This window comes from Pseudomonas entomophila L48 (assembly GCF_000026105.1).
In the GTDB taxonomy this organism is placed as follows: Bacteria; Pseudomonadota; Gammaproteobacteria; order Pseudomonadales; family Pseudomonadaceae; genus Aquipseudomonas; species Aquipseudomonas entomophila.
In genome coordinates this window covers 5,083,728-5,096,665 of sequence record NC_008027.1, presented here as the reverse complement: position 1 = coordinate 5,096,665, position 12,938 = coordinate 5,083,728, and the positions used below count along the sequence as shown (strand labels likewise).

The 12,938-nt window shown below is 65.6% G+C and carries 13 protein-coding genes; 6 read left to right on the top strand and 7 right to left on the bottom strand.

Features of this window, described 5'->3' with window-relative positions; genetic code table 11:
* Nucleotides 1-51: 51 nt before the first annotated feature.
* Complete coding sequence (hrpB, locus tag PSEEN_RS22165) at nt 52-2,580, top strand: ATP-dependent helicase HrpB (RefSeq protein ID WP_011535811.1); 2,529 nt, start codon at nt 52-54, stop codon at nt 2,578-2,580.
* Between the two features lie 6 nt (nt 2,581-2,586).
* On the opposite strand, the gene PSEEN_RS22160 is transcribed toward hrpB, so the two are convergent.
* Nucleotides 2,587-3,243: a YciC family protein gene (locus tag PSEEN_RS22160; RefSeq protein WP_011535810.1), complete on the bottom strand. Its 657-nt coding sequence runs from the start codon at nt 3,241-3,243 to the stop codon at nt 2,587-2,589.
* A 157-nt stretch (nt 3,244-3,400) separates the two neighbouring features.
* Here PSEEN_RS22160 and PSEEN_RS22155 point away from each other — a divergent pair, with 157 nt between their 5' ends.
* A complete protein-coding gene (locus tag PSEEN_RS22155; RefSeq protein WP_011535809.1) occupies nt 3,401-4,129 on the top strand; it encodes a DUF2076 domain-containing protein in 729 nt (242 codons plus the stop codon).
* Between the two features lie 133 nt (nt 4,130-4,262).
* Nucleotides 4,263-4,766: an NYN domain-containing protein gene (locus tag PSEEN_RS22150; RefSeq protein ID WP_011535808.1), complete on the top strand. Its 504-nt coding sequence runs from the start codon at nt 4,263-4,265 to the stop codon at nt 4,764-4,766.
* Nucleotides 4,767-4,864: 98 nt separating this feature from the next.
* Here the strand turns inward: PSEEN_RS22150 and PSEEN_RS22145 are convergent, their stop codons facing one another.
* Entirely contained in the window at nt 4,865-5,323 is a 459-nt protein-coding gene (locus PSEEN_RS22145) for an Lrp/AsnC family transcriptional regulator (RefSeq protein WP_011535807.1), read from the bottom strand.
* A 154-nt stretch (nt 5,324-5,477) separates the two neighbouring features.
* Between PSEEN_RS22145 and yedA the strand changes: the two genes are divergently transcribed.
* A complete protein-coding gene (yedA, locus tag PSEEN_RS22140) occupies nt 5,478-6,398 on the top strand; it encodes a drug/metabolite exporter YedA (protein WP_011535806.1) in 921 nt (306 codons plus the stop codon).
* A gap of 72 nt (nt 6,399-6,470) precedes the next feature.
* Here yedA and ypfJ read toward each other — a convergent pair whose 3' ends face one another.
* Nucleotides 6,471-7,358: a KPN_02809 family neutral zinc metallopeptidase gene (gene ypfJ / locus PSEEN_RS22135; RefSeq protein ID WP_011535805.1), complete on the bottom strand. Its 888-nt coding sequence runs from the start codon at nt 7,356-7,358 to the stop codon at nt 6,471-6,473.
* A 199-nt stretch (nt 7,359-7,557) separates the two neighbouring features.
* Between ypfJ and pcaH the strand changes: the two genes are divergently transcribed.
* Nucleotides 7,558-8,277, top strand: a complete 720-nt coding sequence (gene pcaH, locus PSEEN_RS22130) for a protocatechuate 3,4-dioxygenase subunit beta (protein WP_011535804.1) — start codon at nt 7,558-7,560, stop codon at nt 8,275-8,277.
* An 11-nt stretch (nt 8,278-8,288) separates the two neighbouring features.
* Nucleotides 8,289-8,894 carry a protocatechuate 3,4-dioxygenase subunit alpha gene (gene pcaG, locus PSEEN_RS22125; RefSeq protein WP_011535803.1) on the top strand — a complete coding sequence of 202 codons (606 nt, stop codon included), beginning with the start codon at nt 8,289-8,291 and terminating at the stop codon, nt 8,892-8,894.
* 92 nt (nt 8,895-8,986) lie between these two features.
* Here pcaG and PSEEN_RS22120 read toward each other — a convergent pair whose 3' ends face one another.
* From PSEEN_RS22120 to PSEEN_RS22105, 4 genes are all read right to left on the bottom strand, one after another.
* Nucleotides 8,987-9,424 carry a cupin domain-containing protein gene (locus tag PSEEN_RS22120; RefSeq protein WP_011535802.1) on the bottom strand — a complete coding sequence of 146 codons (438 nt, stop codon included), beginning with the start codon at nt 9,422-9,424 and terminating at the stop codon, nt 8,987-8,989.
* A 103-nt stretch (nt 9,425-9,527) separates the two neighbouring features.
* Nucleotides 9,528-10,433 (bottom strand): LysR family transcriptional regulator, encoded by a 906-nt coding sequence (locus tag PSEEN_RS22115; RefSeq protein WP_011535801.1) that lies wholly within the window; start codon nt 10,431-10,433, stop codon nt 9,528-9,530.
* A 58-nt stretch (nt 10,434-10,491) separates the two neighbouring features.
* Nucleotides 10,492-11,577: a tRNA (uridine(54)-C5)-methyltransferase TrmA gene (gene trmA / locus PSEEN_RS22110; RefSeq protein ID WP_011535800.1), complete on the bottom strand. Its 1,086-nt coding sequence runs from the start codon at nt 11,575-11,577 to the stop codon at nt 10,492-10,494.
* Entirely contained in the window at nt 11,574-12,869 is a 1,296-nt protein-coding gene (locus tag PSEEN_RS22105; RefSeq protein ID WP_011535799.1) for an NCS2 family permease, read from the bottom strand. The genes trmA and PSEEN_RS22105 overlap by 4 nt, the downstream gene beginning before the upstream one ends.
* Between the last annotated feature and the right edge of the window lie 69 nt (nt 12,870-12,938).

Here is a 12,938-nt window from a genome sequence, read left to right as displayed (position 1 = left end):
TAGGGCAGGCTCGGTTCGCCGTTATACTCGGACGATTGTTCGAGGACCACCATGAATTCATTACCGATCGATGCAGTACTGCCCGAACTGCGCCAGGCCCTGCGCCTGCGCGACGAGGCGGTGCTCGAGGCGCCGCCCGGCGCCGGCAAGACCACCCGCGTACCCCTGGCCCTGCTGGACGAGCCGTGGCTCGCCGGCCAGACCATCCTCATGCTCGAACCGCGCCGCCTGGCCGCGCGCGCCGCGGCCGAACGGCTGGCGAGCGAGCGGGGGGAGCAGGTGGGCGGCACGGTCGGTTACCGCATTCGCCTGGACAGCAAGGTTGGGCCGAACACCCGCATCGAGGTGGTGACCGAGGGTATTCTCACCCGCCGCTTGCAGGCCGACCCCGCACTGGAGGGTGTCGGGCTGCTGATCTTCGACGAGTTCCACGAGCGCAGCCTCGACGCCGACCTGGCCCTGGCCCTGAGCCTCAATGGCCGCGCACTGCTGCGCGATGAGCCGCCGCTGAAGATCCTGCTGATGTCGGCGACACTGGAAGGCGAGCGTCTGTCACGGCTGCTCGACGAAGCCCCGGTGGTCAGCAGCCAGGGCCGCATGTACCCGGTGGATATCCGCTGGAGCCGGCCGTTCCAGCCTGGCGAATTCATCGAGCCGCGGGTGGTCGATTGCGTGCTGCAAGCGCTGGCGGATGAAAGCGGCAGCCTGCTGGTGTTCCTCCCCGGCCAGGCCGAGATACGCCGTGTTCATCAGTCCTTGCAGGAAGCCTTGGGCGATTGCCCGGGCATCCTGCTCTGCCCGTTGCACGGCGAGCTCGACCTGAATGCCCAGCGCGCCGCCATCGAGCCGGCGCCCAAGGGCCAGCGCAAGGTTGTGCTGGCCACCAATATCGCCGAGACCAGCCTGACCATTGACGGTGTGCGCGTGGTGATCGATGCCGGTCTTGCGCGGGTGCCGCGCTTCGACCCGGGTAGCGGCATGACCCGCCTGGACACCCAGCGTATCTCCCGCGCCAGCGCCACCCAGCGTGCCGGCCGGGCGGGGCGACTGGAACCGGGCGTGTGCTATCGCCTGTGGTCCGAGGCGCAACACGATCAGTTGGCCGCGCATGGCAGCGCCGAGATCCTCCAGGCCGACCTGGCCGGGCTGGCCTTGCAGCTGGCGCGCTGGGGCGTGCCGCCGGAGCAGTTGAGCTGGCTCGACCAGCCACCGGCTGCCGCCTACGCCCAGGCCCAGGACTTGTTGGCGCGGCTCGGCGCCTTCAAGCCCGGCAGCCGCGACAACCTGAACGAACATGGCCAGGCCATGGCCGGTTTGCCCGCGCACCCGCGCATCGCCCACCTGCTGCTGCGCGGCCAGGATCTGGGGTTGGCCGACATGGCCTGCGACGTGGCCGCCTTGCTTGGCGAGCGCGATATCCTGCGTGGCGGCGGTGCCGACCTGCACACTCGCCTTGCCTTGCTCAGTGGCGAAACCCGCACTGGCCGCAGTGGCCAGGGTGGTGTGCAGCGCGCCCGCCAGCTGGCACGCCAGTATCGCGGGCAACTGCGCGGCAAACCGCGTGCGGCGGTGGCCGATCCTGACCACCCACGCTGGCTTGGCGCGCTGCTGGCTTTGGCTTATCCGGACCGCGTGGCACAGCAGCGCCGCGAAGGTGGTGCCGAATACCGCCTGGCCAACGGCCGCGCGGCGATGTTCAGCGAAGTCGATGCGTTGATGAAATGCCCGTGGCTGGTGATCGCCGACCTGGGCAGCCGTCAGGGCCAGCGCGAGGAGCGTATCTACCTCGCCGCCGACTTCGATCCGCTGCTGTTCGAGGACGTGCTGGCCGAGCAGGTCGAATGCCTAGACCTGCTCGATTGGGACGAACGCGAACAGGTACTGCGTGCCGAACGCCAGCGCAAGGTTGGCGAGCTGGTGCTCAGCCGCGAACCCCTGACTGGCCTGGACGACGATACCCGCGCGAAGGCGCTGTTGGGCCTGGTGCGGCGCAAGGGCCTGAACCTGCTGACCTGGACGCCCGAGCTGCGCCAGTGGCAGGCCCGTGTCGCCCTGTTGCGCCAGCTCGACCTGCAACAGCAGGGCGCGAGCGAATGGCCGGACCTGGGCGACGAAGCGTTGTTGGCCAGCCTGGAAGACTGGCTGCAGCCCTACCTGGGCAAGGTCTCGCGGCTGAGCCATTTCGCCGCCCTGGACCTGCCGTCGCTGCTGCGCAACCTGCTGCCGTGGCCGTTGCCCCAGCGCCTGGAGGAGCTCGCGCCCTCGCACCTGGCGGTTCCGTCAGGCTCGAGCATCCGTCTGGACTACAGCGAGCAGCCGCCGATCCTCGCCGTGCGCCTGCAGGAACTGTTCGGTCTGGCCGATACGCCGCGCATCGCCAATGGCAGGCAGCAGGTCAAGCTGCACTTGTTGTCGCCGGCGCGCCAGCCCGTGCAGGTTACCCAGGACCTGGCCAACTTCTGGCGCACGACGTATGCCGAAGTGAAGAAGGACTTGAAGGGACGCTACCCCAAGCACTACTGGCCGGACGACCCGTTGGTGGCCGAGGCCACGGCGCGGGCCAAGCCGAGGGGTACCTGACCCCGGTCAGGCGCTGGCTTCGCCTTCGAGCAACATGAACAGGCGGTACAGCACCACGGTACTGAACAGCTGGAGGAATCCGCTCAGGCTGTCGAGCAGCAACTGCACGCCCGGCTGCGGATCGGGGAAGGCGGTCAGCAGCAGGCCGTCGATCAGCCACAGCGGGGCCAGCACCGAGAGCATGCAGACCATGATGCGCAGGAAGTGCCCGGTGGTCATGCGCGCGCTGGTGCGCATCGACTCGATCACCGGCAGGCCGCGCAGCACCAGCAGGTATTCGGCGAACACCAGGTTCACCATGATCCACACGCCTGGGAAGATGAACAGTGCCAGGCCCGCCATGATCAGCAGCGAGCTGATCAGGATCAACAGGGCCAAAGCCGGCCACAGTTGCACGGCGCGGGCGAACAGGTCGCGCTTGGCAATCGGCTGGCCGTTGCTGCGGGTGTCGAGGTAGAGGATCAGCGCGGCGCTGTACAGCGGGTAGAACAGCAGGCTGACCAGCATGCCGTAGGCAGGCGAGGCCTGTTCGCCCAGTTGGCTGTAGAGCAGCTGGGTGCCCAGGGCTTCGAGCACCACCAACGGCAGGCACAGCTGAAGAATGCTCGTCAGGTGACGGCGGAAGAAGTACAGGGAGTCGCGCAGAACGCTCAGCGGATTCATCGGTCAACATCGCATGGCAGAAAAAGCAGGGCATCACTTTAGCCCAGACCGCCTGCTTGCTGAAAAAAGTTTCATGGCCCCGTTAATTGAATCGCAGCGCCCGGCCCCCCATCTTTGACGCTGTCCGATGTCCTGTTCCGCGCACGAGGTTGCCCTGATGAACACTGAAGAACAAACCCTGATCGACGGCCTGTTCAGCCGTCTCAAGCAAGCCGAGGATCCCGCCCAGCCGCGTGATGCCCAGGCCCAGGCGCATATCGAGGAACGCCTGCGCCAGCAACCGGCGGCGCCCTACTACATGGCCCAGGCGATCCTGGTGCAGGAGGCGGCGATCAAGCGCCTGGACGAGCAGAACAAGCAGTTGGAGGCCGACCTCAAGCAGGCCCGCGCGCAGCTTGAGGCGACCCGATCGAGCAGCAACAACGGCGGTGGCGGTTTCCTTTCCAGCATCTTTGGCGCCGGTGCGCGTAACCCGGCACCGGAGCCTCAACGTTCGGTCGCGCCACCGCCATCCTCCGGCGGTGGCTGGCGCGAACCGGCGCCACAGGCCTATGCCCAGCCCCAGGCGCAACCCGGTTTCGGCGCGGTGCCCGCGCCCGCTCGCAGCGGAGCGAGCAGCTTCCTGGGTGGCGCGATGCAGACCGCTGCTGGCGTTGCCGGGGGCGTGCTGCTGGCCCAGGGCATCAGCAGCCTGTTCAATCACAACGCGCAGCCTGAGCAGATCGTCGAGGTGATCAAGGAGGAGCCGGCCCCGGCCAGCGACCATGACAGCCAGCGCCAGGTGGCCGACAACAGCGGTTGGGGCAACGACCAGGGTGGATATGCCGACACCGACTACGGCAGCGACGATGGCGGCTTCTTCTCGGACGACGACACCTTCGTCTGAAGGGTCTGGCATACTCGTTGGCATCCGGGGGCGCGTTGCGCCCTGTTCGCGGCGCAAGGCCGCTCCTGCAGGCATCACACCGTCCCTGTAGGAGCGGCCTTGTGCCGCGATGGGCTGCGCAGCAGCCCCTCTCATGTATTCAACGAGGTGCCCTGGCTTGAAGAAGATCGCGCTGTTCGCCGATGTGCAGAACCTCTACTACACCGTGCGCCAGGTCCACGGTTGCCACTTCAACTACACCACGCTGTGGGCTGAAGTCAGCCGCGAAGGCCAGATCGTCGAAGCGGTTGCTTATGCAATCGACCGCGGCGACAGCAAGCAGCAACAGTTCCAGCAGATCCTGCGCAACCTCGGTTTCGAGGTGCGCCTCAAACCCTACATCCAGCGTGCCGATGGCTCGGCCAAGGGCGACTGGGATGTGGGTATCACCCTCGATGTGATCGAAGCGGCGGAGCGGGTCGACCAGGTAGTGCTGGCCTCGGGGGACGGCGATTTCGACCTGTTGCTGGAGCGGGCGGCAAAGCGTCATGGGGTCGAGACCGTGGTGTATGGGGTGCCCGGGCTCACGGCGTTGTCGCTGATCCGTTCGGCCAGTCGCTACGTGCCGATCGAGGGCAAGCTGCTCCTGCGCCACTGATGCGCTTTGTAGGAGCCAGCTTGCTGGCGAACCAAGGTACATGGCCATGCGCTGGCAGTGGTTCGCCAGCAAGCTGGCTCCTACAGGGGGGCGGGGGGTCAGGTTTTTTTGGGGGTGGCTTCCAGGTGTGCCAGCGGCACCCGGCGCTCCACTGCACTGGATAGCACGATCGAGGTCTTGCTGAAGCCCAACTGCGACACCCGGTTGATCAACGCCTCCAACTCCCCCATCGACGCCACCGCCGCCTGCATGATCACGCAGGGGTCGCCGGTGACCCGGTGGCATTCGATCAGCTCGGGGATGCGGGTCAGGGCGTCGTAGGCCTGCTGGTTGCCATGGCTGGCCAGGCGCAACTCGATCACGCACTGGATCGGCAGGCCGATTTTCTCCAGGTCGACCTTGGCCGTGTAACCACTGATCACCCCGCTGGCTTCGAGCTTGGCCACTCGCTCAGCCACCGCGGGGGCTGAGAGATTCACCTGGCGCGCCAGCTGGGCGTAGGTGGCGCGACCATTTTCCAGCAGGGCGGCGAGCAGCATGCGGTCGTACTTGTCCATGACGTTTCCTGGTGGCTTTGCAATCAACGGTGAGGGTTGAAAATTACCGTTCATAGCAAAGTGTTCGGGTGATTTAAACGTGTTTTGTAACTTATGTTTGGCCGGTGCCCTTTCTAAACTAGGCCACCTGTAAACGGATTTCGAGCCCAACACCATGCCTGCTTCCCGTCGCTTCCCACTGTTGCTTGTCGGTGCCTTCCTTGCCCTGTACCTGGTCTGGGGTTCGACCTACCTGGTCATCCGCATTGGTGTGGCGTCGTGGCCGCCGATGCTGATGGCGGGCGTGCGCTTTGTCATCGCGGGTTGCCTGCTGTATGGCTTCCTGCGCTGGCGTGGCGTACCCGCGCCGACTTGGCCGCAATGGCGAGCGGCGGGGGCGATCGGCTTCTTGCTGCTCAGTTGTGGCAACGGTGGCGTGACCCTGGCCGAGCACGCGGGCGTGGCCTCGGGCGTGGCAGCGCTGGCGGTGGCGACCGTGCCGTTGTTCACCCTGGTGTTCGGGTTGATGTTCGGCCACCGCAACTCGCGGCTGGAATGGGCGGGAATCGCCCTCGGGCTGGTGGGTATCGGCATGCTCAACATGGGGTCGAACCTGCAGGCCAGCCCCATGGGGGCGGCGTTGATCCTGTTCGCGGCGGCGGCCTGGGCGTTTGGCTCGGTGTGGAGCAAGAACCTGCCCCTGCCCCAAGGCGCCATGGCCAGTGCCGCCGAGATGCTGGTAGGGGGTGTCGTGCTGCTGATCGCCAGCGCCCTGAGCGGTGAGCGCATGACGCAGATGCCCACCGCGGCCGGTTGGGGCGCGTTGGCCTACCTGGTGTTCTTCGGTTCGATCCTGGCGTTCAGCGCCTACATGTACCTGCTCAAGCACGTGCGCCCAGCGGCGGCCACCAGCTATGCCTACGTCAACCCGGCCGTGGCGGTGCTGCTGGGGATTGTCTTCGCGGGTGAGCAGATTGGCGCCGAGGAGTGCGTGGCAATGGCGGTGATCATCGGCGCGGTGGTGCTCATCGGGTTGCCGCAGTGGCGCAAGGCACCGGAGCAGCCAGCGGGGTTGAAGGAAGAAATGTGCAAGTAGCCCCCATTCCCCCAACACAACGCCTGTAGGAGCGGATTCATCCGCGAATGGGCCGCGAAGCGGCCCCGGAGCTTAAAGGCTACGCGCACTGAAGGTGTCGCACTGGTTCAGGTCGCCACTGGAGAACCCAGCCTTGAACCAGCGCACCCGCTGTTGCGAGGTGCCATGGGTGAATGAATCCGGTACCACGCGGCCTTGCCCCTGCTGTTGCAGGCGGTCGTCACCGATAGCGTTGGCGGCATTGAGCGCTTCTTCCACATCGCCGGGCTCAAGCCAGTTCAAGCGCTTCTGCGCCTGGTAGGCCCAAACGCCAGCCAGGCAGTCGGCCTGCAGTTCCTGGCGCACCAGCAAGCCATTGTCGCCCTCCATGCGTTGGCCGTTGCGTCGGGCCGCGTCGACCTTGGCCGAAACCCCGAGCAACGTCTGCACGTGGTGGCCGATCTCATGGGCGATCACATAGGCCTGGGCGAAGTCGCCGGCGGCGCGGAAGCGGGTTTCCATTTCGCGGAAGAAGGTCATGTCCAGGTACACGCGCTGGTCACCCGGGCAGTAGAACGGCCCCACCGCTGAAGAGGCAAAACCGCAAGCGGAGTTGACCTGGCCGCTGAACAGCACCAGCTTCGGGTCGCGGTATTGCTTGCCGGCTTGGGCGAACAGGGCTTTCCAGGTGTCTTCGGTGTCGCCGAGGATCGAGGCGACGAACTCGGCCTGCTCGTCGTTGGCCGGCGGCGCCTTGCTGCCTACGCTGGCGGGCGCGGTCTGCTGCTGGTCCATTTGCCCGGCCAGTTGGCCCAGGATCTGCAGCGGGTCCTGCCCGGTCAGCCAGCCGATACCGACGATCAGCAGGATGGCGCCCAGCCCCAGGCCCTTGCCGCCCCCGAAGCGCATCCCGCCGCCGCCACCCCCTTCGCCGCGGGCATCGACCACGTTGTCGCTGCGTCGACCTTTTCGCCATTCCATGTACTGCTCTCCGGTTTGTGAAACATGAAGTCAAAGATTAGCCCAGCGCCGCACAGGCGGGTGCCTTGCATGATCATGCATAACCAAATGGTTATGTATGTGACCCTGAAAATCAATATTCATCACCAAGGGCCTATCGGAAACTGCAAGTCCGCCTACCACGCCCAGGCGTTCGACAATTCCAAGAGAGGACATCGGCATGCCCGCCCAGGACACCAGCCGCTTCGTGATCCGTGATCGCAACTGGCACCCCAAGGCCTTCACCCCCGACTACAAGACCTCGGTGGCGCGCTCCCCGCGCCAGGCGCTGGTCAGCATCCCGCAGTCGATCAGTGAAACCACCGGCCCGGACTTTTCCCACCTGCGCTTCGGCGAGCATGACCACGACTTGCTGCTGAACTTCAACCACGGCGGCCTGCCGGTGGGTGAGCGCATCATCGTGGCCGGGCGGGTGGTCGACCAGTACGGCAAGCCGGTCCCGCATACCTTGGTGGAAATGTGGCAGGCCAACGCCGGTGGCCGCTATCGGCACAAGAACGACCGCTACCTGGCCCCGCTGGACCCGAACTTCGGTGGTGTTGGCCGTTGCCTGACGGATCGCGACGGCTACTACAGCTTCCGCACCATCAAGCCCGGCCCCTACCCATGGCGCAATGGCCCCAACGACTGGCGCCCGGCGCATATCCACTTCTCCATCAGCGGGCCGTCGATCGCCACCAAGCTGATCACCCAGCTGTACTTCGAGGGTGATCCGTTGATCCCGCTGTGCCCGATCGTCAAGTCGATCGCCAACCCCGACGCGGTCGAGCGGCTGATCGCCAAGCTCGACATGAGCAACGCCAACCCGATGGATTGCCTGGCCTACCGCTTCGACATCGTCCTGCGCGGCCAGCGCCAGACCCACTTCGAAAACCGCTGAGGAGTTCCGCCATGCCTATCGAACTGCTGCCGGAAACCCCCTCGCAGACCGCCGGCCCCTACGTGCACATCGGCCTTGCCCTGGAGGCGGCCGGCAACCCGACCCGCGACCAGGAAATCTGGAACCGCCTGGCCAAGGCCGACGCGCCGGGTGAGCACATCCTGCTGATCGGCCAGGTGTACGACGGTAACGGCCACCTGGTGCGTGACTCGTTCCTGGAGGTGTGGCAGGCCGACGCCAATGGCCTCTACCAGGACGCGTACAACCATGAGCATGTATTCAACAGCTTCGGCCGCACCGCCACCACCTTTGATGCCGGGGAGTGGACCCTGCACACTGTCAAGCCAGGTGTGGTGAACAATGCCGCGGGGGTGCCAATGGCGCCGCATATCAACCTCAGCCTGTTCGCCCGGGGGATCAACATCCACCTGCACACGCGGCTGTACTTCGATGACGAGGGAGAGGCGAACGCCCGGTGCCCGGTGCTCAACCTGATCGAGCAGCCGCAGCGGCGGGAGACCTTGATTGCCCGGCGTTGCGAAGTGGAGGGGAAGACGGCGTATCGCTTCGATATCCGTATTCAAGGGGAAGGGGAGACGGTGTTCTTCGATTTCTGATGTTGCCCCAATCCCTGTAGGAGCCAGCTTGCTGGCGAACCTTCGCCGGGTGGGGCCATGGTTCGCCGGCAAGCCGGCTCCTACGGGATCACTCAGCCTTTGACTGCATTCAGGTCGAAGGCATCGGCCTGGTACTGGAACAACAGGCAGTCGGCCGCCGCCGTGCAGCCACTTTCATGCACCAGGTTCGCTGGCAACTTGTAGTAGGCACCGGCCGGGTACTCGATGCGCTTGCCATCGATCACGGCATAGAACGTGCCGCTCAACACCACGGTCGGCAATGTCTGGCTGTGGGTATGCAGGCCATTGTCGGTGCCTTTGCGGAACAGTACATAGGCCGAGTACGGGCCCTTGCCGAACAGGTCACCTTCGACATTGGCATAGCGCACCGCGCCTTGCGTGCCCGAGACTTCCTGCCATTGGAGGGTGGCGCTGTCGGGTACCGAGACGCGATGTTCGCCTGCCGCGATAGCGGTGCCGGCAAGGCCAGCCAGGGTCAGGCCAGCGATCATCAGTTTCAGTGCTTTCATGGGGGGCTCCTTCGCCAGATAAAAGGTGGAGCGAAGGTTAATCAATCATTGAGAGCACAAATACGCCAATCGAATGCCATGACTTGTGCAATAAAGGCACATATCAGGTTTGCCAGCGTGGTGTGTCGTAGTAAGCCTGCACAAAGTCGAGCAGGGCGCGCACCTTCGGCGCCAGGTAGCGGCTTTGCGGATAGATGGCATACAGCGCGCGCGAGGGGAGTGACCACCCTTCAAGTACCGGTGTCAGGCGCCCGTCGAGCAGGGCGTCGTGCACGATGAAACGGTCGAAGCTGGCGATCCCCAGGCCACCGATGGCGGCTGCGCGCAGGGCCATCGGCGAGTTGGCGCTCAGACGCCGGGGCATGACCACATCAGTCGTTTCCCCAGCTGGCCCGTGAAGTTGCAGGCGCTGCGGATGCAGCAGTTGGCTGTAGCCAAGCAATGGATGCGCCGCGAGCGCGTCGGGTGTGCTGGGACAGCCGTGGCGTTCAAGATAGGCGGGCGCGGCCACCAGCAGTACCTCACTGGTGGCGAGCTTGCGTGCCACCAGGCTGGAGTCGGGCAGGTGGTCGGTCACGCGCAGGCAGACATCGATGTCCTCTTCCAGCAGGTCGACGAAACGATCGCTGCAGTTGAGCTCGATCTGCAGGCGCTCGTGGCGTTCGACGAAGTCCGGCAACCAGCGGCCCAACTCCAGTTCACCAAACGCGGTGGCTACACCCAGGCGCAGGGTGCCGGTAGGCTGTTGCTGGTGTTCGGAAAGCTCCAGGGTCATCGCCTGCATCTGCTCGAGGATCTGCACGCAGTGGCGATAGAACAGCGCGCCGGCTTCGGTCAGTTGCAGGCGGCGGGTGGTGCGGTTGAGCAGTTGTGTGCCGAGCTCACGTTCGAGGTTCTTCACCTGGCGCGACAGCACGGTATGGGACAGCCCCGCCTGCGTGGCGGCGGCGCTGAAACTGCCGAGGTCGACGACCCGGCGGAAGGTCTGCATGGCGCTCAACTGGTCCATCGGCACATCACTCCTTGCAGCGAGCGGCGGGGCCGTTGCGGCCCCGCCCGATCGCGGGTCAGCGCCGAACCAGCAGCACCCCGCTTTCCATGTGGTGGGTGTAGGGGAACTGGTCGAACAGGGCGCAGCGTTCGATACGGTGGGTATCCTGCAGCTGGGCGATGTTCTGCGCCAGGGTCTCCGGGTTGCAGGAAATGTACAGGATGCGCTCGAAGCGGCGGGTCAGCTCGCAGGTGTCCGGGTCCATGCCGGCGCGCGGCGGGTCGACGAACACGGTGCCGAAGTCGTAGCTTTTCAGGTCGATGCCTTCCAGGCGGCGGAACGGGCGGACCTCGTTCAGTGCCTGGGTCAGCTCTTCGGCCGACAGGCGCACCAGGCGCACGTTGTCGACGCCGTTCTCGTCGAGGTTGTGCAGGGCGGCGTTGACCGAGGTCTTGCTGATCTCGGTGGCCAGCACCTGGCGCGCGCGGGTGGCCAGCGGCAGGGTGAAGTTGCCATTGCCGCAGTACAGTTCGAGCAGGTCGTCGTCACGCTCGCCCATGGCCTCGAAGGCCCAGCCGAGCATCTTCTGGTTCACCGCGCCGTTGGGCTGGGTGAACGCGCCTTCGGGCTGGCGGTAGCTGAAGGTGCGGCCGGCGATGTCGAGGTTCTCTACCGCGTAGTCACGGCCGATCACCACGCGCTTGCCCTTGGAGCGGCCGATCACGCTGACGTTCAGCTCGCTGGCCAGTTGCTGCGCGGCCGCTTCCCAGGCCTCGTCCAGCGGACGGTGGTAGCACAGGGTGACCATCGCATCACCGGCCAGGGTGGTGAGGAACTCGACCTGGAACAGGCGGTTGTTCAAGTCCTCGTTGCCCTGCCAGGCGGCTTTCAGGCGTGGCATCAGCTCGTTGATGCGCTGGCTGGCAATGGGGAAGTCGTCGATCAGGATCGCCTTGTGCTTCTCGCCCGGGGCGAACATCGCGTAGTGGCGCTGGCCACCCTCGCGCCACAGGCGAAACTCCGCGCGCAGGCGGTAGTGCTCGCGCGGCGAGTCGAACACCGACGGCTCCGGCGCGCCGAACGGTGCCAGCAGCTCGCGCAGGCGGGCGGCCTTGGCCGCCAGCTGCGCGTCGTATTGCGAGGGGTCGAAGACAGCACTCATGCGTTGAACCAGCCCAGCTTGATGACGAACAGGATGGACAGGATCACCAGCGCCGGGTTCAGGTCGCGGTGACGACCGGAGATCAGTTTGATGGCGGTCCAGGCGATGAAACCGAAGGCGATGCCGTTGGCGATCGAGTAGGTCAGCGGCATGGCCAGGGCGGTCACCACCACCGGCGCGGCTTCGGTGACGTCGTCCCAGTTGATCTCGGCCAGGCCCGAGGCCATCAGCACGGCGACGAACAGCAGCGCCGGGGCGGTGGCGAAGGCCGGCACGCTGCCGGCCAGCGGGGCGAAGAACAGCGCCAGCAAGAACAGGATCGCGACCACGATGGCGGTCAGGCCGGTGCGGCCCCCGGCGCTCACGCCAGCGGCCGATTCGATGTAGCTGGTAGTGGTCGAGGTGCCCAGCAGGGAGCCTGCCATGGCGGCGGTGCTGTCGGCGATCAGGGCGCGGCCCATTTTCGGCATGTGGCCGTCCTTGCCCATCAGGCCGGCGCGCTTGGCCACGCCGATCAGGGTGCCGGAGTTGTCGAACAGGTCGACGAACAGGAAGGCGAAGATCACGCTGATCAGGCCCACGTCGAGGGCGCCGGCGATGTCCAGTTGCAGGAAGGTCGGGGCCAGCGAAGGCGGCATCGAGACCACGCCATTGAACGGAGTGACGCCCATCGCGATCGAGGCCACGGTCACTGCCAGGATGCCGATCAGCACCGCACCACGGACCTTCAGCGACTCAAGGGCGACAATCAGGAAGAAGCCCAGGATGGCGAGGATCGGCGCCGGCTTGCTGAGGTCGCCCAGGCCCACCAGGGTTGCCGGGTTATCGACGACGATGCCGGCGTTATGCAGGGCGATCAGCGCCAGGAACAGGCCGATGCCGGCGGCAATGGCCGAGCGCAGCGGCAGCGGGATGCTGTTCACGATCCACTCGCGGATGCGGAAGATCGACAGCAGGAAGAACAGCACTGCGGAGAGGAACACCGCGCCCAATGCCACCTGCCAGGTGTGGCCCATGTGCAGGACCACGGTGTAGGTGAAGAAGGCGTTCAGGCCCATGCCCGGCGCCAGGGCGATCGGGTAGTTGGCGATGATGCCCATGGTCACCGAGCCGATGGCCGCGGCAAGGCACGTGGCGACGAAGATCGCGCCCTTGTCCATGCCGGTCTCGCCGAGGATGCTCGGGTTGACGAACAGGATGTAGGCCATGGCCAGGAAGGTGGTGACGCCCGCGAGAATCTCGGTGCGCACGTTGGTGTTGTGTGCTCTTAGTTGAAACAGCCTTTCCAGCATGCCTGCTCCCCAGGGCGCCCTCGCGCCGTGAATGTATCGACCCCAACAGCAAAGCACAGACCGTACCGG

Coding starts and splice junctions, on each gene's coding strand:
- hrpB (WP_011535811.1), top strand. CDS start 52: ATGAATTCATTACCGATCGATGCAGTACTGCCCGAACTGCGCCAGGCC.
- PSEEN_RS22160 (WP_011535810.1), bottom strand. CDS start 3,243: ATGAATCCGCTGAGCGTTCTGCGCGACTCCCTGTACTTCTTCCGCCGT.
- PSEEN_RS22155 (WP_011535809.1), top strand. CDS start 3,401: ATGAACACTGAAGAACAAACCCTGATCGACGGCCTGTTCAGCCGTCTC.
- PSEEN_RS22150 (WP_011535808.1), top strand. CDS start 4,263: ATGTATTCAACGAGGTGCCCTGGCTTGAAGAAGATCGCGCTGTTCGCC.
- PSEEN_RS22145 (WP_011535807.1), bottom strand. CDS start 5,323: ATGGACAAGTACGACCGCATGCTGCTCGCCGCCCTGCTGGAAAATGGT.
- yedA (WP_011535806.1), top strand. CDS start 5,478: ATGCCTGCTTCCCGTCGCTTCCCACTGTTGCTTGTCGGTGCCTTCCTT.
- ypfJ (WP_011535805.1), bottom strand. CDS start 7,358: ATGGAATGGCGAAAAGGTCGACGCAGCGACAACGTGGTCGATGCCCGC.
- pcaH (WP_011535804.1), top strand. CDS start 7,558: ATGCCCGCCCAGGACACCAGCCGCTTCGTGATCCGTGATCGCAACTGG.
- pcaG (WP_011535803.1), top strand. CDS start 8,289: ATGCCTATCGAACTGCTGCCGGAAACCCCCTCGCAGACCGCCGGCCCC.
- PSEEN_RS22120 (WP_011535802.1), bottom strand. CDS start 9,424: ATGAAAGCACTGAAACTGATGATCGCTGGCCTGACCCTGGCTGGCCTT.
- PSEEN_RS22115 (WP_011535801.1), bottom strand. CDS start 10,433: ATGGACCAGTTGAGCGCCATGCAGACCTTCCGCCGGGTCGTCGACCTC.
- trmA (WP_011535800.1), bottom strand. CDS start 11,577: ATGAGTGCTGTCTTCGACCCCTCGCAATACGACGCGCAGCTGGCGGCC.
- PSEEN_RS22105 (WP_011535799.1), bottom strand. CDS start 12,869: ATGCTGGAAAGGCTGTTTCAACTAAGAGCACACAACACCAACGTGCGC.